This window comes from Neisseria sp. P0021.S007 (assembly GCF_051956855.1).
This window is the reverse complement of the sequence record NZ_JBQCXA010000001.1, coordinates 461170-477578: the sequence shown is the minus strand read 5'-3', so window position 1 is coordinate 477578 and position 16409 is coordinate 461170. Positions and strand designations below refer to the sequence as shown.

Below are 16409 nucleotides of genomic sequence, written 5' to 3'. Positions count from 1 at the left end.
TGCTCCAACCTTATATATCCTATAATCATTATATTTTTAACTCAAAGGATTTGAAATGAAATCTCTTTTGAAAAATCTCAATAAGCTAGAACTGATACTTAACGAATTAGAGGCGCAACCAATTAATCTTAAATTTGATCCATTTGACCCTTTGAGTATTGAATCAGCCATTCAGGAATATAATTATGGTCTTGATTCAATAGCAGGAGATGAAATTAATAATCCAATAATTTCTTCGCTATTAGAGGGACTCAAGGAAAATGCACGTAGTGAAATTATTAGGGAAGCAGCCGAAGCACGACTCAAAAAAGGTGAATAAATGGGATTAGATATTTTTGAAGAAATTAATAATGCTATATTGGACTTGCAATCATCGGAACTGCAAACTTTTGAATGGTCATTAAAAAGGTTAAACGAACTATTAAATGATGAAGTTTTAAAAGTTCACAACGATGAGCTAACAGAAAATTTAAACTTAGAAAAACTTCTAGAAGATAGCTCTAACACAGGTGGTAGTTTTGTTGGTAGCTCAAAATTATTGTTACCAACAGATATGAAAGAAAGATTGGGCTATATTATTTTGCTGGTAAATTGGTTATCTAATGATACCAACGAAGTACTTGATTTTTGCCATCACTATTTCTATAGCGGCAATAAAATTATTGCAGGAATTCATAGCTTTAATAGGCAGGTATTAATACCATTTGCTCGAGATTATAAAAATTACATCACAAGGAAAGGGGCTAATATGGAAGTAAAGAACTCATCAATAGTATCTAATAACGTATTTATAGTGCATGGGAGAGATGATTTATTAAAAGTAGAAGTGGCAAGACTTATTGAAAAACTAGGTTTATCCGCAATAATTCTACATGAGCAACCAAACTCAGGAAAAACTATTATTGAAAAAATTGAAGAATATACGAATGTTGGATTTGGAATTGTTCTATATACACCCTGTGATATTGGTGGTCAAAAGTTAAGTAATTTAGATACCGATTTAAAACCAAGAGCCAGACAAAATGTTGTTTTTGAACATGGTTATCTTATAGGGAAACTAGGAAGAAATAAAGTGTGTGCATTGGTTAAAGAAGAGGTTGAATTTCCATCAGATATTAGTGGTGTCGTATACCAGAAAGTAGATGACGCGGGAGGATGGAAGTTAAAATTAGCTATCGAATTGAAACAAGCAGGATATTCCATTGATCTAAATATACTGTGTTAGCAGCAGTAGGTCGGGCATGAATGCCCGACCTACAAATCCAAGTTTTCCAACTAATCGTCAGTTTTAAATCTTTGTAAGGCCGTCTGAAAACCCAAACCCCGTTTTCAGCAAGCCGTAGCCCGCACCCCTGTCAACCGCGTGCGTGGCTAGACCACACACCCTACCACTGCGGGCGACGCAAACCTTAAGATTGAGGTGTAGGGTGTGTGCGGTACGCACGCACGCGGTTTTTGTTGCTACCGAATGATTCCAAACCATGCCGTAATCCAGTCGGCAGCAAACGCAGCTTGGGTCATGTACCAACAAAACTCAATATCAAAGGCCGTCTGAATTTCAGACGGCCTTTCTGTTTTCATTTCAAGCTGATATTTAAGCTTTTTGTTCAATCATCTAACATCAATCTTTCTCTACCGTAAAAAACAGTTCTTCCTGTTTCAAAGCATTGCCGTCTGCATCGGTCAATGCTGCTTCCGTTACGGAAAACTTGATAACGGCGAGGCTGAGGCTGCCTTGCTCTGTGAGTGCAGTATTAAGAATAACGCCTGCTTCTTCCTCGCCGACTTTGACGGCAATACCGGCGGCTTCTAAAGAATCGCCGCTTAATACGGCCAGACCGCGTTTGACTTGGCCTCGGTATTGGGCGCGGGCGATGATTTCTTGGCCGGGGTAGCAGCCTTTACGGAAATGGACTGCGCCGATGATATGTTGGTTGAGCATTTGGGCAACAGCCGCTTCTTTGGTTGCGGCGCAAATCCACGGATAGCCGCTGCGGATTTCGTGCAGGTTCCACGCGTTTTCGGCTCCTGCTTGATATTCGGCTGCATTTTCAGCTACTGAAATTTTCAGACGGCCTGTGTGCGGCAAGGCAATTTCTACGGTGTTTTCTTGAATTTGGGCTGAAAAAGACAGTTGCGGTTCGGTAGCAGGATGAGGTTCTGCATTGTCTGCCAACTCGCCGCTTACTGCTAAATCAGGCATCAGCTCGAAGACGACTTTTGCACGCAAGACAAACATTCTCAGGCGTTTGACGATGGCTTCGGTCAAATCTTGAGCCATGACCAACAGTAAATCTTCTCCGCGATTGACGACCAACATATTGGCCAACACACGGCCTTTAGGCGTATTGTATGTAGCATAACATGCTTGACCAGAAGCTAAATTATTAATATCGTTGGATAATTGACCATGAAGAAATGAAGCTCTGTCTTCACCGCTGACACGGACAACGCTGAAAAAAGGCAGGCGGGTTTGCATAATCGACTCCTTAAATGGTAGATGCTGAATTATCGCCCAAATTGCCGCTTATTATCAAATAAATAAATTCAGGCCGTCTGAATGTTTCAGATGGCCTGTTGTTTGGGTTCAAACAATCAAAATTATTTGATGCTGACTTTACGGATAATCACGGCTTCGGTTGGAACGTCTTGATGATAGCCGCGTGTCGCTGTTTTCACTTTGCTGATTTTACGGACCACGTCCATGCCGGAAGTGACTTTACCGAAAACGGCATAGCCGTAGCCTTGAGGGGTTTTGCTTTTGAAATTCAAAAAGTCGTTGTCGGCTGTATTGATAAAAAACTGGCTGGTTGCTGAATTCGGATCGCCGGTGCGCGCCATAGCGATGGTGCCGACGTTATTTTTCAAGCCGTTGTATGCTTCATTGGTGATGGCTTTATCGGTGGATTTTTGAACCATTTTCTCGGTAAATCCGCCGCCTTGAATCATAAAATTGTCGATAACGCGGTGGAAAATCGTGTTGTCGTAAAAACCTTTTTTGGCATAATTGACAAAGTTTGCCACGGTTTTCGGCGCTTTGACTTCATCCAATTCCAGTTGGATGTTGCCCATATTGGTTTCAATCACGGCATGGGTAACCGCTTGCGCTTGCACGGAAAGTGAGAGTGCGAGGGCGCACAGGGTCAGTTTGATGGATTTTTTCATATGTCTTCTCGAATGATGTATTGTGAAAATGGAATATTAACCTTGTTTCGCGTGAAATCCATAAAAAACATGTAAGATTTTTCAAGCAAAAAACATAAGGCAATCAAATCAGGCCGTCTGAAAAGGGATAAAAAACAAATTTTTGCTTTTTATCATTCCTTTTCAGACGGCCTGCTATTACGGTCAAACCGAAATCAGATTAGAAATCCAATTCCGCTTTCAGCCAGTAAGTACGCGGCATACCGACGACGGCGAAGCTGCGGTCGTATTGGCCGCGCTGTACTTGCCAGTAGTTTTTGTTAAACAGGTTTTCTACCGAGCTGCTGACGGTCAAAGTATTTTTGCCCAGTTTGGTTTTGTAGCGCGCGCCTACGTCAACCAAGGTATAGGACGGGAAGGCGTATTGTTTTTGCGTGTCTTGGTAAGACTTACCAAAATACGAAACATTGCTGCTCAAGGTCAAGCCTTTGGTAAACGGGGTATCCCATTCCAAACCTGCTTTGGCAATTACGCGCGGATTGGCAACTTGTACGCCGTTAACCAGCATATCACGTGAATTTGGGTAGTCTTTCACGGTCGATTGCAGATACATCAGGCCCAAAGTCGGACGCAAAGTATTGTTGAGCAAGTTCGCGTAGGTATTGAACTCAATACCGCGGCTGCGTTCCATGCCTTGTTTGTCGCCTGCCGCGCCGCCCAAAGCTTTATACGCGGCAAAGTCTGTTTTGCCGGTGGTAGAACCGCGCCAGTAGCCCGGACGTTTGATTTGGAACGCGTTTAACGTGGTCACGAAATTGCCCCAGTTTTTACGCACACCCACTTCAAACTGACGGCTGACACGCGGTTTAGACATGGTGGTATTACCGTCATCGTCGGTTTTGATATCCGCAGGCTCCAAGTCTTCCATGTAGTTGCCGTAAACGACCAAATCAGGTTGCGGCACCCACGCGGCCATAAACATAGGACTGAAGCGTTTGGCATCGCCGCTTTGGCCTGCTTTTTTATCGGTATATTCAACCGCTTGGAAACGACCGCCCAAAGTCAGACGGTATTTGTTGTCGGCAAAGCCCAGTGTATCAGACAAGGCTAAGCTGTTGACTTTGATATTGGCATCAAGATTGGCAGAGCTTTCCCAATCGGTTGCATAGTCCGGTTGGAAAGAATCAAGTTGCTCAGCAATATCGCCGCTTGCAGAAATTTTCGCGCTGCTGCTGCCTGCTGACAAACCGCGCGTAGTGGCGCGTTGACGGATAACACGGTCAAAAGCCGTACTCCAGTTATGCGTAACCGGACCGGTTTCAAATTCGCCTCGCGCAGACAGGTTCATGCTTAAAGTGCGGAAGTATTGGTCGGTCAGACGGGCCGTACCGGTGTTGTAGTCATAGTTGCGGGCCGTTACTTTGCCGCTGGCGTTTGTGTTTTGCGCATCGGTACAAGTACTGGTGGCATTCAAACATACAGTAGGGGAAATCAGCGTACCGTAATAACGCGCTTTGTTGTAGCCGATACCGCCTGTAATCTGTGCATTGTCGAACGCATCCCATTCAAACGTCAGCATATTGGTTTGGCCGACGGTGTTTTGCCAGTTCCAAGAAGGCAGCAGGTTGGTTTTACCGTCAGGTGCATCAAACAGACGGCCTTGCAGGTTTTGAATGTCCTGCATACGCGCGCGGCCGCCGTTGGTTTTGCGTTTCGCGTAGATGGAGTCGAACGCCACGCGCACTTTTTCGCCGCGGTAGTCGGCATTTAAAGCAAATTCTTTGTTGTCTTCGCTGTAACCGTGGCGCGGGGTGTCGCCGTGGCGCAGTTTGCCGTTGGCGCGTACGCCGAATTCTTTGTTTTCGCCGAAGCGTTGGCCCAAGTCGAACGTACCTTGGGCGCGGTTGTTGCTGAACCAGCCCAAACCGATTTTGCGGTTGCCTTCGTCGGCGGCTTTTTTGGTTTCGATATTGACGGAACCGGATACCGCGCCTTCAGGGTCCATGCCGTTTACGGCGGTGGACGCGCCTTTAATCAGTTGTGCGGAGCCGGCTTGCACGCTGGCCGTACCTTGTGTGCCATACATACCGGCCAAGCCGTTGACGCTGAATTGGCGCGAGTCAAGCTGATAACCGCGGAAATACAGGCCGGTCAAGGTATTACTTTCGCCGCCAAACTGCCAAACGGAAGCGTCTTTTTTCGCTACGGCATCTACCAAAGTACGCGCTTCGGTATTATTGAGGGCTTTTTCGTCGTAATTGACCACGGTAATCGGTGCGGTAAAGGCATTGGCTTTACCCAATACACCCAAATTCACACGGTCGCGCATATCGCCGTCACTGGCAATAGAATACGAGCGTGCGGCCTTCACGCGTTTGGCGTTGGCGTGGACTTTGACTTCCTGCACTTCTGCATGGGCTTCGGGAGCAGGAGTGGCTTCATCGGCGGCGTAGGCGAATGCGCTTGCAACCACAAGCGGCATTAAGGCTAATTTGCTTTTCATAAATTCCTTCTGAGTTGAAATATTAATAATTCTTATATCGGGTAAAAAATTACAAAGTAATTTAGCTTTGTGATTATATTTGATAAGATTCCTACTTTCCACAAAAACAAATAAGAACTGTTTGTAAATACAAAAATACAACAGTTTGAAAAACTATTTTCATAGTGATCATAATTTAATAAATTTGCCGTCCTTTTCAGACGGCCTTTACGACCCTTTTAGAGAATACACCCATGCAAAAATGGCAAACCGAGCTTTATTCCTCACCGTCTTGGTTGGTGCAGACCTTGTTGATGGTCGCCGCAGCTTCGGCGGTGATTCTGTTTTTTGCACGCAACACACGCTTCGGGCGCGAGTTTAGCTATATCCTGCGCCTTTGCCTGACGCCGAAAAGTGCAGTTAAAGTATTGCTGCTGATTACGGCGATGATTACGTTGCTGTTAACCGAAGTGCGGCTGAATGTGTTGAGTACATTTATGTCCAAAGGGCTTTACGACTCGATGCAGGATTTGAACGCCTCCGCGTTTTGGATGTTTGCAGCGATGAATGCGGGCGTGGTGCTGATACGGGCGTTTAACAACGTCGTCAACGACTTTCTCGATCAAGGCTTGGCGATTAAATGGTCGGAGCGGCTCAATGAAGTTTTGACTTCGCGCTGGCTTGCCGACAAAAACTACTACCGCCTGCAAATGCGCCGCCATGCGCCGGACAATATCGACCAGCGTATCCAACAGGACGCGCAGGAATTCATCGCTTCGACCATCGAATTTGTGCGCGGCATGGTCAATTCGGTCGTTACCTCGCTGGAATTTGCCGTTGTTTTGTGGGGTTTGGCGGGCATCCTGACCGTGTTCGGCTTCGATATTCCGCACGGCATCGTTTGGTTTGTCTATATGTTTGTAATTTTGGCGACCTTTATCGCCATGTGGATAGGCAACCCTTTGATTCGTTTTAATTATGAAAACGAAAAACTCAACGGCGACTACCGTTATTCCCTTGTCCGCGTGCGCGACCATGCCGAAAGCGTCGCGTTTTACAACGGCGAAAAACACGAACACGACCAGCTTGCCGACCGCTTCAAAGCCATCATCCGCAACCGTTGGCGCATCGCGCGGCAAAGCGTCTGCTTAAGCGGCTTTAACGATATGTTCACCAACGGTATCAAGCTCTTCCCCATTATTTTGCAAGCCCCGCGCCTGTTTGCCGGACAAATCAAAATCGGCGACATCCAGCAAACCGTCCAAGCCTTCGCACGACTGCAAAACGCGCTGTCTTTCTTCCGGATGTTCTACAACAAATTCACCGCCTACCGCGCCCGATTGGAACGTCTATACGGCTTTTTGCTGAGCACGGAAGAACAACACACTGCACAACAACCCGAGCTTACTGAAGTTTCAGATGGCCTGATCTTGGAAAACGTCGCCCTATACCGCCACAACGGCGAAGTTTTATTAGACGGCATCAACATCAACCTCAAAAGCGGCAATTCCCTGTTGATACGCGGCCCGAGCGGTTGCGGTAAAACTTCATTGCTGCGCGCGCTGGCTGGGCTTTGGCCTTTCGGCAGCAGTGGTAAAGTCAGCCATCCACCGCATCAAGACATCCTCTTCCTGCCGCAACGCCCGTACACGGCGCAAGGCAGCCTGCGCGACGCGATTTGTTACCCCGACATCGACAAACAGCATCCTGAGTTAGCCGAAGCCATGAATACCTGCCGCCTAGGTTATCTCATTGATAAATTGGACAAAACCGACGACTGGCAACACAAACTCTCCCCCGGCGAACTGCAACGCGTCGCCTTCGTCCGCGCCCTGCTCTCCAAGCCCAAAATCATCCTGCTCGACGAAGCCACCGCCGCTTTGGACGAACCGACCGAAGCCATGCTCTACCGTGCTTTAAAACAAAAACTGCCCGACAGCATCATCATCAGCATCGGACACCGCAGCACGCTCAACGAGTTCCATGATTTATGCCTCGATGTCAGTCATGTACAATGCTGAATTAATGGCATATAAAAGGCCGTCTGAAACAGTGAAAAACGAAATCAAACGATTTTGTCAGTGCCGTTTCAGACGGCCTTTTCAAACGCTATGGCATGTTTATTTGTTATACTCTGCATTGTGTTAACGTCGCCTAAAGAATATTGATGAAAACCCTGGCCCTCATTCCACATTACAACCACCCGACCACCATCAGCCACGTTGCCGAAACCATGCGCAGCTTCGGTTTAAACGTTTTAATTGTGGACGACGGTTCACGCGAAGAATGCAAACCTGTATTGCAGGCTTTGGTTTCAGACGGCATCGATGTCCTTTACCGCCCCATTAACGGCGGCAAAGGCGCAGCGGTCAAAACCGGTTTGGAATACGCCGAAGAGCATGGTTATACCCACGTCTTGCAGGTTGATGCAGACGGCCAACACTGCTTAAACGATACACCCAAACTCCTTGCTGCTGCGGAACAAAATCCCGAAGCCGTTGTCTGCGGTTGGCCGCAATACGGCGACGACGCGCCCAAAGCACGGCTTTACGGACGCAAAATTACCGACTTTTGGAATATGCTGCACACTTGGTCATGCGACATCAAAGACGGCATGTGCGGCTTCCGCCTCTATCCGCTTGCACCCGCGCTATCCGTCGTCCGCGAAGAAACCGTAGGCGACCGTATGGACTTCGACACGGAAATCCTTATCCGCCTGTACTGGCGCGACGTCAAACCGGTTTGGGTTAAAACACCCGTCCAATACGCCGCCGACGGCGTGTCCCACTTCGATGCCTTTGCCGACAATGTCCGCATCAGCAAAATGCACACACGGCTGTTTTTCGGTATGTTGAAACACCGATTGGGCAAAGTTTTTGGAAAGGCCGTCTGAAACCATGACCGACCATAAACAAACCCATTGGGCGGCCCAACCCGAACGCGGCAGCCGCCTGTTTCTCGCCCTGACTACATTGATGGTGCGCCATCTGCCGGCCTTTTTAATGAGGCCGTGCATTTGGTTTGTGGTGCTGTATTTTTATGCAACCGCGCCCAAACCGCGCCGTCATGTCTTACGCTATCAAACCCGTCTTCAGACGGCCTTTCCCCATACCGTCCTGCCGAAACACAGCGTATTCAAACAATTCGTTGCATTTGGCGAAGCAGTTTGCGACCGTTTTGCCGTGTGGCAACGCAAAATCCGTTATGAAGATTTGGTAATTGAAGATCCGGACGACATCTATTCGCAAGTCAAGCGCAACGAACGCGGCCAGATTTTTGCCTGCTCACACTTGGGCAATACCGAAGTTTGCCGTGCGCTGGTGTCGCACCATAAAAATTTCAGACTCAACGTATTGGTGCACAGCAAACACGCGCAGGCATTTAACGAGGCATTGCAAAAAGCCGGCGCAGATCATATCCGTCTGATTCAGGTGACAGATTTGGACACCACCCTGATGATGGAATTAAACCACCGTATCGAAAACGGCGAATGGATTGCCATCGCGGCCGATCGCGTGCCTGTACGCGGCGAGAAAACCGCCGACATTAATTTCTTAGGCCACACTGCCCCTATGCCGCAAGGCGCATGGCTGTTGGCTTCGCTTTTAAAAACGCAGGTAAACACGCTGTTTTGCGTCAAACAAAACGGCCGCTATCATTTGAAACTGCGCCGCTTTACCGATACTTCCAGCTGGAAACGCGGCAACCGCGAGGCTGCCGTCAAAGACGCGATGCAGGGTTTTGCCGACATTCTGGCGCAAGAATGTGCGCAAAATCCGCTACAATGGTTCAATTTTTATGATTTTTGGGGCGAAGACGCCGTCTGAAACCATCACACTTACTCTTTTAAACCATGAAAAAACACATCTACTGCCAACACAGCTTTAAAACCGAAGTTCCTTTTTTTGACGTAGATGCCATGCACATCGTGTGGCACGGCAACTATGTCAAATACCTTGAAACCGCACGTTGCGCTTTTTTGTCTTCCATCGGTTATGACTACAATGAAATGGGGCGACAGGGGTACAGCTGGCCGATTGTGCAGATGAACCTCAAATACATCCGTCCTGCCCGTTTCGGCCAAAAAATCCGCGTTGATATGGATATCGTTGAAATCGAAAGCTGCCTGCGTATCGATTACACCATTTACGATGCTGAAACCAACGAAAAACTGACCCGCGCTTCGACTACCCAAGCCGCAGTATCGCTTTCAGACGGCCTGATGCAGTTTCAAACGCCGGACAGCTGGTTGGAAGCAGTAAAAAGACATCCGACTTTTAAGGCCGTCTGAAAAATTTAGCGATTAAACAACATATTGCCTGCTTATCAACTTTACCCTTTATAATTTTACGTTTCTGTTTTCAGACGGCCTTTATCCTCAAATCGCACACATTATGCTACTGAACCTCAACCGCTTTGCCTTTCCTGTTTTCTTAAAAGAAACCCGCCTGCTTACTGCCCTCGCCCTGCCTATGCTGTTGGCGCAAGTGGCGCAAGTGGGTATTGGTTTTGTCGATACGGTAATGGCTGGTGGCGCAGGTAAGGAAGATTTGGCCGCGGTGGCTTTGGGCAGCAGCGCATTTTCCACGATTTACATTACCTTTATGGGCGTGATGGCGGCGTTGAACCCGATGATTGCCCAGTTGTACGGCGCAGGTAAAACCGAAGAAGTCGGCAAAACAGGAATGCAAGGCATTTGGTTTGGCTTGTGTTTGGGCGTATTCGGCATGTTGTTGATGTGGGCGATGATTACGCCTTTCCGTCATTGGCTGACATTGAACAATTATGTCGAAGACACGATGGCGCAATATATGTTCTTTACCAGCTTGGCTATGCCGGCCGCCATGATACACCGCGCTCTGCACGCCTATGCCTCAAGCTTGAACCGTCCGCGCGTAATTATGTTGGTCAGCTTCGCGGCATTTGCGTTGAATGTACCGCTGAACTATGTGTTCGTTTACGGCAAATTCGGTATGCCTGCTTTGGGCGGCGCAGGTTGCGGCGTGGCAACGGCAGCGGTATTTTGGTTCAGCGCATTGGCTTTGTGGCTTTATATCACCAAAGAAAAATTCTTCCGTCCGTTTGGCTTGACGGCAAAAATCGGCAAACCCGATTTGGCGGCCTTTAAACAGATTTGGAAAATCGGCGCACCCATCGGCTTGTCTTATTTTCTAGAAGCCAGCGCGTTTTCGTTTATCGTCTTTTTGGTGGCGCCATTCGGCGAAGATTATGTCGCCGCGCAACAAGTCGTCATCAGCCTGTCGGGTATTTTGTATATGGTTCCGCAAAGTGTCGGCTCGGCAAGCACGGTACGCGTTGGCTTTTCGCTCGGGCGGCGCGATTTTTTGCGGGCGCGTTATATTTCAGGCGTTTCGCTGGTGTTGGGCTGGCTACTTGCCACCTGCACCGCGCTGCTCTTGGTTGTCTTTCGCTTTCAGTTGGCAGGTATGTACACCAACGATGCGGCAGTATTAGGCATTGCCGCAACCGTTTTATTTTTCGCTTCCCTATTCCAACTGGCAGATGCCACCCAATGTATCGCTTCATATGCGCTGCGCGGCTATAAAGTGACCAAAATGCCGATGTTCATCCATGCCGTGGCTTTCTGGGGCTGCGGCCTGTTGCCCGGCTACCTGCTTGCCTATCATGCCGATATGGGCATTTACGGCTTCTGGACCGCGCTGACCGTTTCGCTGACGATTGCCGCCATTGCATTGGTATGGTGCTTGGAGCTTTGCAGTAAAGAGATGGTCAAATCACATAAGGCCGTCTGAAATTTCTTTCAGACGACCTCCATTGATATTTCATTTACGGCTTATTCACTCTTAAGGAAAAAAATGTTTTCAACTTCCATTATAGAAAAACTTGCTTACTATATTTATTGCTTGATTGACCCTAGAGATGGCAATATTTTCTATGTAGGTAAAGGCGTGGGCAATCGCGTTTTCCATCATGCCCTAGGTTCATTACAAGAAACAGAAACGCCAAGTGATAAAATTGCTTTGATTAGGGAAATACATAAAAGCGGAAACCAGCCCGTGTATTACATTCTGCGGCACAACATCCAAACAGACAAACAGGCTTTTGAATATGAAGCAATGGCAATAGACCTACTCTCCCTAGTCAAGCCGAGCCAGCAGCCGCTGACTAATATTCAAGGCGGCACGCATTCTTCTGAAGTAGGATTGATGAGCTTGTCCGAATTAAAACGAAAATATGATGCGCAAGAATTGAAAACTGATAAACCTATTGTTTTAATTACGATTAATAACGAATACGAGAAACTGAAAAAAGACATCAGATCAGGGAATATTCCTGAAGCCGATAGGCATAAGGAAATTTATGAGCGCACACGGAAATATTGGAAAATCGGAAGTAGGCGTGAAAAAGCAAAATATGCAGTTGCAGTCTATCGCGGCTGGACATTGGCAGTATATGAAATTGAAAGATGGATTTCTGCCGACGATATTATTCAAGGTCGTTGGATGTTTGAAGGCAAGCCGTTACCAAAAGAGTCCAATATTTATCAAGAAATCGTGGACAAGCTGACCTATTCTTCCCAAGAAAACTATAAAGCGCCCCAAAACCCCATTACCTATCGTAATTGTTAAATAGTAAGTTTTCAGACGACCTGAATCCACAAAATCACAAATCATCATGCAACCCATCCAATACCAAACCGACCTCACCCCCTACAACACTTTCGGCCTTCGCGCCCAAGCCCAAGCCTTTATCGCACTCAAACACGCCGACGAGTTGCGCGACATCGTCCGGCTGCCCGAGTTCAACCGAAATACTGTTTTATGGCTCGGCGGCGGCAGCAATATCCTTTTGATGGAGGACTATGCCGGTCTGGTTGTGCATATGGAAAACAAGGGAATACGCGAAATTGAGCGTTCAGACGGCCTGGTTTATATCGAGGCTCAGGCTGGGGAAATTTGGCATGATTTTGTTTTGCACACGGTTGGGCTGGGTTTAAGCGGGCTGGAAAACCTCAGTCTGATTCCGGGCACGGTCGGCGCGTCTCCGGTACAAAATATCGGTGCATATGGTGTTGAAGCGAAAGATGTTATCCATAGCGTACGCTGCTTTGATTTGGATACGGAAACCTTTGTCGAGCTTTCCAATGCCGACTGTGACTTTGCCTATCGTGAAAGCCTATTCAAACAGGAAGGCAAAGGCCGTTATGTGATTGTTTCGGTTGTATTCGCGTTAAAAGAGCATTTTGTGCCGAACTTGGGCTATGGCGATTTGGCGGCAGCGGTTGCCGAACTAAGCCAAGACCGCGAGGCAACGGCTAAAGATGTTTCCGATGCAGTGTGTGCAATCCGCAACAGTAAACTGCCTAATCCTAACGTGCTTGGTAATGTCGGAAGTTTCTTTAAAAACCCTGTTGTCAGCGCTGAAAAAGCTGCCGATTTGTTGCAACAATACCCCAATATGCCACGCTATCCGCAGCCTGACGGTTCGGTCAAACTCGCGGCCGGCTGGCTGATTGACCAATGCCGTCTGAAAGGCCATCAGATCGGCGGGGCGGCTGTGCATGACAGACAGGCTTTGGTTTTGGTGAATAAAAACAATGCGTCCGCTCAAGATGTCCACCAGCTGGCACAATATGTTTGTAATACAGTATTTACTCAATTTCAGGTAGAATTACACGCAGAACCCAACTGGCTGCCGACTTCATACAGCCTATAAAACAAAGGAGTGTATTCCATGCCGCGCATTGCTAAAGTCAACACTTACACACGAATCATCAATGCCAGCCTCGCCTTGTTCAACGAAGAAGGCGAGCGCAATATTAGCACCAACCATATTGCCGCCCACTTAGGCATCAGCCCGGGCAACCTCTACTACCATTTCCGCAACAAAGACGAAATTATTGTCCAATTGTTCAAGCGTTACAGCGAAGCCCTGCTTGTCTACCTTAACGAAGCCGTATTGCCGTCTAATGTGGAAGACTCCATCAACTACATGGCCGGTATTTATGATGTGATGTGGGAATACCGTTTCCTTTTCAGCGATGTGAATACCCTGCTTGCCCGCAGTGCCGAATTATTGGGCGAGCACAATACCTTTACCCAAGCCAAAGTGTCCCCGCTGTTGGTCAACCTGCTGACCCAGCTCAACGGTCTGAACATCATCAGCGCAGACCAAACCGCCATGAACGACCTTGCCGTCAATATGTGGATGGTGACGAAATACTGGTTCGACTTCGACAGCTCCCTGCGCGGTCGAGCCAAGTTGACCGAGGATTCCAAAGTACGGGGCATCAGCCGCACACTCAGCCTGTTACGCCCCTACCTCCTGCCGGAACACCGTGCCGAATTCGACCAAAAAATCGGCAGCAACCATTAATTTTTCCATACAAAGGCCGTCTGAAAACGTGGCTTTAACCAAGTTAAAGCTATTTTCAGACGGCCTGTTAATTTTCGGATGCTTTATTTATGCACCTTCCCGATATTTCCATTCTCGGCTTAGGCTATCTCGGCCTGCCGCTGGCACAAAAATTTTATGAGCAAGGCAGTCAGGTAGCCGCCGTCAAACGCAACCTGACCTCCGACGACATCAATCTGCCAATTGAACTCGACATTATCGATTTAAACCAAAACGATATTTTTCACAGTTCGACCTTATGGCAAAACCATATCAACAAGCCGACATGGTTTTGCCTGCTTCCGCCTTCATCATTAAACCATTACGCCGATACCTTAAAAAAATGGATTCAACTTGCCGAGCAATCTAAGGTACAACACATCATCTTTACCAGCAGCACCAGCGTGTATGGCGACCAAGCACGCATATGCGATGAAAGCACGCCGCCCGATCCGCAAACCGAATCTGCCCGTCAAATCCTCGTAGTCGAGCAAGCCCTGCTTGAAAGCGCCGTCCCCCATATCGATATACTGCGACTGGGCGGGCTTTACTCTGCCGACCGTCATCCCGTTACCAAGCTGGTTCAGAAAACACGCATTCAAGGCGGCAATCAACCCGTCAATATTCTTCATAAGGATCTTGCCGTCCAAGTCCTTTTTCAAACGGCCTGCCAAGCTGACGGCAAGCGTATCCGCAATATTGTCGAACCCCGCCACCCAAGCCGGGCCGAATTTTATACTGCCGAAGCGGCCAAACTCGGGCTACCGGCTCCTGATTTCATCGTTGATGACAAAAGCAACGGCAAAATTGTAAATACCGTTTGCGCAGACGGGCTAAGCCTGTAAAATTGCGACTCAACCCATTAATCCGTTTCAGACGGCATTTAGAGTAAACCATGTCCGCCCTATTTCCCCTTATCAACCACCTGATACAGCAAAATCCAGAGCAACAGCGCGAGCTGTCTGAATTTGCAGGCAGCATCATCTGCATCAGCCTGACCGGTTTCAGACTGACCGGACGCATCAGCGAACAAGGTTTTCTTGAAACCGCAAATGAAACCGCCGACACCAACATCACATTCCACAACAGCGCCATCCAAAAAATCCTCCAAGGCGGCCAGCCCGGCGTGGGCGACATCAGCCTCGAAGGCGACTTGGTCTTGGGCATGTCCGTCCTTCCTATTTTGGGTGGACTGCGCTATTATCCGAGCGAAGATTTGGCGCGTGTATTCGGTCATGTGGCCGCAGAAAGTATCAGCTCGCGCGCCGGCGACATCGGCCGCACCATGAAAAAAATCGGCAAAAGCATTGCCGAGCAAATCAGCGACTTTTCACGCGAACCCGAATCCCCTGTTATCGACCAAGCCACGCTTGCCGCATGGTTGGAAGAAGTGGACAAACTGCGTGACGACGTTGCCCGCCTAAACGAACGCCTCGATCGCCTCGAGCGCGATATCTGGATAGATTAGACACTTAATTTCAGACGGCCTACTATCATGAAAAGCCCATTTAAAAACATCGGTATCGTTACACGTCCCAATACGCCCGAAATTCAAGATACCGTCCACACATTGGTTTCTTTTCTGCGCGAAAACGGCTTCACCATCTATCTGGATGAATTGAGCGTAGAAGAACACTGCGTCTATATCCAAGATTCCGCCTACTGCGAAACCGTAAACAAAGCCCAACTGGGCAAATATTGCGACCTCGTCATTGTGCTCGGCGGCGACGGTACCTTCCTCTCCGCTGCCCGCGAAGTTGCTCCGCGCGCCGTTCCTATCATCGGCATCAATCAAGGCCACTTAGGCTTTCTCACCCAAATCTCACGCGACACCATGGTTGAGGGTATCCGCCCCGTACTGGAAGGCAAATATCTGCCCGAAGAGCGCATCCTCATTGAAGCCAGTATCATTCGTGACGGCGAAACCATCGAACGCGCCCTAGCCCTCAACGACACCGTACTGTCTCGTGGCGGTGCAGGCCAAATGATTGAATTTGAAGTATTTATCAATCAAGAATTTGTCTATACCCAACGTTCGGACGGCCTGATTATTTCCACGCCGACAGGTTCGACCGCTTATGCACTTGCCGCCGGCGGCCCCATCATGCAAGCCGGTCTGCACGCCTTCACGCTTGTGCCTATCTGTCCGCAATCCATGACCAACCGCCCGATTGCCATCTCCGACACCAGCGTAATCGAAATCCTCATTACCAAAAGCGGCGACGCACGCGCACATTTTGACGGACAATCCCATATCGACGTGCAAAACTTCGACCGCATCATCATTCGCCGCTATCACAATCCCTTGCGCGTCCTCCATCCCACCGATTACCAATACTTCAAAACCCTGCGCCAAAAGCTGCATTGGGGCGAACAATTGATTTAAACACCACTTCAATAAATAGGC

17 protein-coding genes are annotated in these 16409 nt (G+C 48.2%); 13 read left to right on the top strand and 4 right to left on the bottom strand.

The features are described from left to right. Positions 1-55 precede the first annotated feature (55 nt). Together ACTHUR_RS02245 and ACTHUR_RS02240 are read left to right on the top strand one after the other, a co-directional pair. Complete coding sequence (locus ACTHUR_RS02245; protein WP_049351259.1) at positions 56-319, top strand: hypothetical protein; 264 nt, start codon at positions 56-58, stop codon at positions 317-319. Further along, entirely contained in the window at positions 320-1225 is a 906-nt protein-coding gene (locus ACTHUR_RS02240) for a TIR domain-containing protein (protein WP_070849820.1), read from the top strand. A gap of 63 nt (positions 1226-1288) precedes the next feature. Here ACTHUR_RS02240 and ACTHUR_RS02235 read toward each other — a convergent pair whose 3' ends face one another. The 4 genes from ACTHUR_RS02235 to ACTHUR_RS02220 form a co-directional block, all read right to left on the bottom strand. Next, a complete protein-coding gene (locus tag ACTHUR_RS02235) occupies positions 1289-1531 on the bottom strand; it encodes a hypothetical protein (RefSeq protein WP_440362640.1) in 243 nt (80 codons plus the stop codon). A gap of 90 nt (positions 1532-1621) precedes the next feature. After that, positions 1622-2479: a CAF17-like 4Fe-4S cluster assembly/insertion protein YgfZ gene (gene ygfZ / locus ACTHUR_RS02230; protein WP_440361123.1), complete on the bottom strand. Its 858-nt coding sequence runs from the start codon at positions 2477-2479 to the stop codon at positions 1622-1624. 122 nt (positions 2480-2601) lie between these two features. After that, positions 2602-3165 carry a peptidylprolyl isomerase gene (locus ACTHUR_RS02225; RefSeq protein ID WP_049332503.1) on the bottom strand — a complete coding sequence of 188 codons (564 nt, stop codon included), beginning with the start codon at positions 3163-3165 and terminating at the stop codon, positions 2602-2604. Between the two features lie 199 nt (positions 3166-3364). Beyond that, positions 3365-5647, bottom strand: coding sequence for a TonB-dependent receptor (locus ACTHUR_RS02220; protein ID WP_070695658.1), 2283 nt, complete (start codon positions 5645-5647; stop codon positions 3365-3367). 233 nt (positions 5648-5880) lie between these two features. Here ACTHUR_RS02220 and ACTHUR_RS02215 point away from each other — a divergent pair, with 233 nt between their 5' ends. The 11 genes from ACTHUR_RS02215 to ACTHUR_RS02165 all read left to right on the top strand — a co-directional run bounded on the left by ACTHUR_RS02215 (position 5881) and on the right by ACTHUR_RS02165 (position 16388). Beyond that, positions 5881-7647, top strand: a complete 1767-nt coding sequence (locus tag ACTHUR_RS02215) for an ABC transporter ATP-binding protein/permease (RefSeq protein WP_070695659.1) — start codon at positions 5881-5883, stop codon at positions 7645-7647. A 146-nt stretch (positions 7648-7793) separates the two neighbouring features. After that, positions 7794-8519 carry a glycosyltransferase family 2 protein gene (locus tag ACTHUR_RS02210; protein ID WP_049322164.1) on the top strand — a complete coding sequence of 242 codons (726 nt, stop codon included), beginning with the start codon at positions 7794-7796 and terminating at the stop codon, positions 8517-8519. A gap of 4 nt (positions 8520-8523) precedes the next feature. Then, complete coding sequence (locus tag ACTHUR_RS02205) at positions 8524-9453, top strand: LpxL/LpxP family acyltransferase (RefSeq protein ID WP_070695660.1); 930 nt, start codon at positions 8524-8526, stop codon at positions 9451-9453. A 26-nt stretch (positions 9454-9479) separates the two neighbouring features. Continuing rightward, the gene (locus tag ACTHUR_RS02200) at positions 9480-9917 is read left to right on the top strand and encodes an acyl-CoA thioesterase (RefSeq protein WP_070625666.1); all 438 of its coding nucleotides are present in this window, start codon (positions 9480-9482) and stop codon (positions 9915-9917) included. A gap of 103 nt (positions 9918-10020) precedes the next feature. Further along, positions 10021-11400, top strand: coding sequence for an MATE family efflux transporter (locus ACTHUR_RS02195; RefSeq protein WP_049336801.1), 1380 nt, complete (start codon positions 10021-10023; stop codon positions 11398-11400). Between the two features lie 63 nt (positions 11401-11463). After that, positions 11464-12237 carry an LEM-3-like GIY-YIG domain-containing protein gene (locus tag ACTHUR_RS02190; RefSeq protein ID WP_004519963.1) on the top strand — a complete coding sequence of 258 codons (774 nt, stop codon included), beginning with the start codon at positions 11464-11466 and terminating at the stop codon, positions 12235-12237. Positions 12238-12283: 46 nt separating this feature from the next. Beyond that, complete coding sequence (gene murB / locus ACTHUR_RS02185; RefSeq protein ID WP_004519964.1) at positions 12284-13324, top strand: UDP-N-acetylmuramate dehydrogenase; 1041 nt, start codon at positions 12284-12286, stop codon at positions 13322-13324. A gap of 18 nt (positions 13325-13342) precedes the next feature. Next, a complete protein-coding gene (locus ACTHUR_RS02180) occupies positions 13343-13984 on the top strand; it encodes a TetR/AcrR family transcriptional regulator (RefSeq protein WP_004519965.1) in 642 nt (213 codons plus the stop codon). 89 nt (positions 13985-14073) lie between these two features. After that, positions 14074-14847: a hypothetical protein gene (locus ACTHUR_RS02175; RefSeq protein WP_004519966.1), complete on the top strand. Its 774-nt coding sequence runs from the start codon at positions 14074-14076 to the stop codon at positions 14845-14847. Between the two features lie 50 nt (positions 14848-14897). Continuing rightward, positions 14898-15470, top strand: a complete 573-nt coding sequence (locus ACTHUR_RS02170; protein ID WP_004519967.1) for a ubiquinone biosynthesis accessory factor UbiJ — start codon at positions 14898-14900, stop codon at positions 15468-15470. A 27-nt stretch (positions 15471-15497) separates the two neighbouring features. Continuing rightward, on the top strand, positions 15498-16388 hold the full coding sequence (locus ACTHUR_RS02165) for an NAD(+) kinase (RefSeq protein WP_036491160.1): 891 nt from the start codon (positions 15498-15500) through the stop codon (positions 16386-16388). Positions 16389-16409: the final 21 nt, after the last annotated feature.

Coding starts and splice junctions, on each gene's coding strand:
- ACTHUR_RS02245 (WP_049351259.1), top strand. CDS start 56: ATGAAATCTCTTTTGAAAAATCTCAATAAGCTAGAACTGATACTTAAC.
- ACTHUR_RS02240 (WP_070849820.1), top strand. CDS start 320: ATGGGATTAGATATTTTTGAAGAAATTAATAATGCTATATTGGACTTG.
- ygfZ (WP_440361123.1), bottom strand. CDS start 2,479: ATGCAAACCCGCCTGCCTTTTTTCAGCGTTGTCCGTGTCAGCGGTGAA.
- ACTHUR_RS02225 (WP_049332503.1), bottom strand. CDS start 3,165: ATGAAAAAATCCATCAAACTGACCCTGTGCGCCCTCGCACTCTCACTT.
- ACTHUR_RS02220 (WP_070695658.1), bottom strand. CDS start 5,647: ATGAAAAGCAAATTAGCCTTAATGCCGCTTGTGGTTGCAAGCGCATTC.
- ACTHUR_RS02215 (WP_070695659.1), top strand. CDS start 5,881: ATGCAAAAATGGCAAACCGAGCTTTATTCCTCACCGTCTTGGTTGGTG.
- ACTHUR_RS02210 (WP_049322164.1), top strand. CDS start 7,794: ATGAAAACCCTGGCCCTCATTCCACATTACAACCACCCGACCACCATC.
- ACTHUR_RS02205 (WP_070695660.1), top strand. CDS start 8,524: ATGACCGACCATAAACAAACCCATTGGGCGGCCCAACCCGAACGCGGC.
- ACTHUR_RS02200 (WP_070625666.1), top strand. CDS start 9,480: ATGAAAAAACACATCTACTGCCAACACAGCTTTAAAACCGAAGTTCCT.
- ACTHUR_RS02195 (WP_049336801.1), top strand. CDS start 10,021: ATGCTACTGAACCTCAACCGCTTTGCCTTTCCTGTTTTCTTAAAAGAA.
- ACTHUR_RS02190 (WP_004519963.1), top strand. CDS start 11,464: ATGTTTTCAACTTCCATTATAGAAAAACTTGCTTACTATATTTATTGC.
- murB (WP_004519964.1), top strand. CDS start 12,284: ATGCAACCCATCCAATACCAAACCGACCTCACCCCCTACAACACTTTC.
- ACTHUR_RS02180 (WP_004519965.1), top strand. CDS start 13,343: ATGCCGCGCATTGCTAAAGTCAACACTTACACACGAATCATCAATGCC.
- ACTHUR_RS02175 (WP_004519966.1), top strand. CDS start 14,074: ATGCACCTTCCCGATATTTCCATTCTCGGCTTAGGCTATCTCGGCCTG.
- ACTHUR_RS02170 (WP_004519967.1), top strand. CDS start 14,898: ATGTCCGCCCTATTTCCCCTTATCAACCACCTGATACAGCAAAATCCA.
- ACTHUR_RS02165 (WP_036491160.1), top strand. CDS start 15,498: ATGAAAAGCCCATTTAAAAACATCGGTATCGTTACACGTCCCAATACG.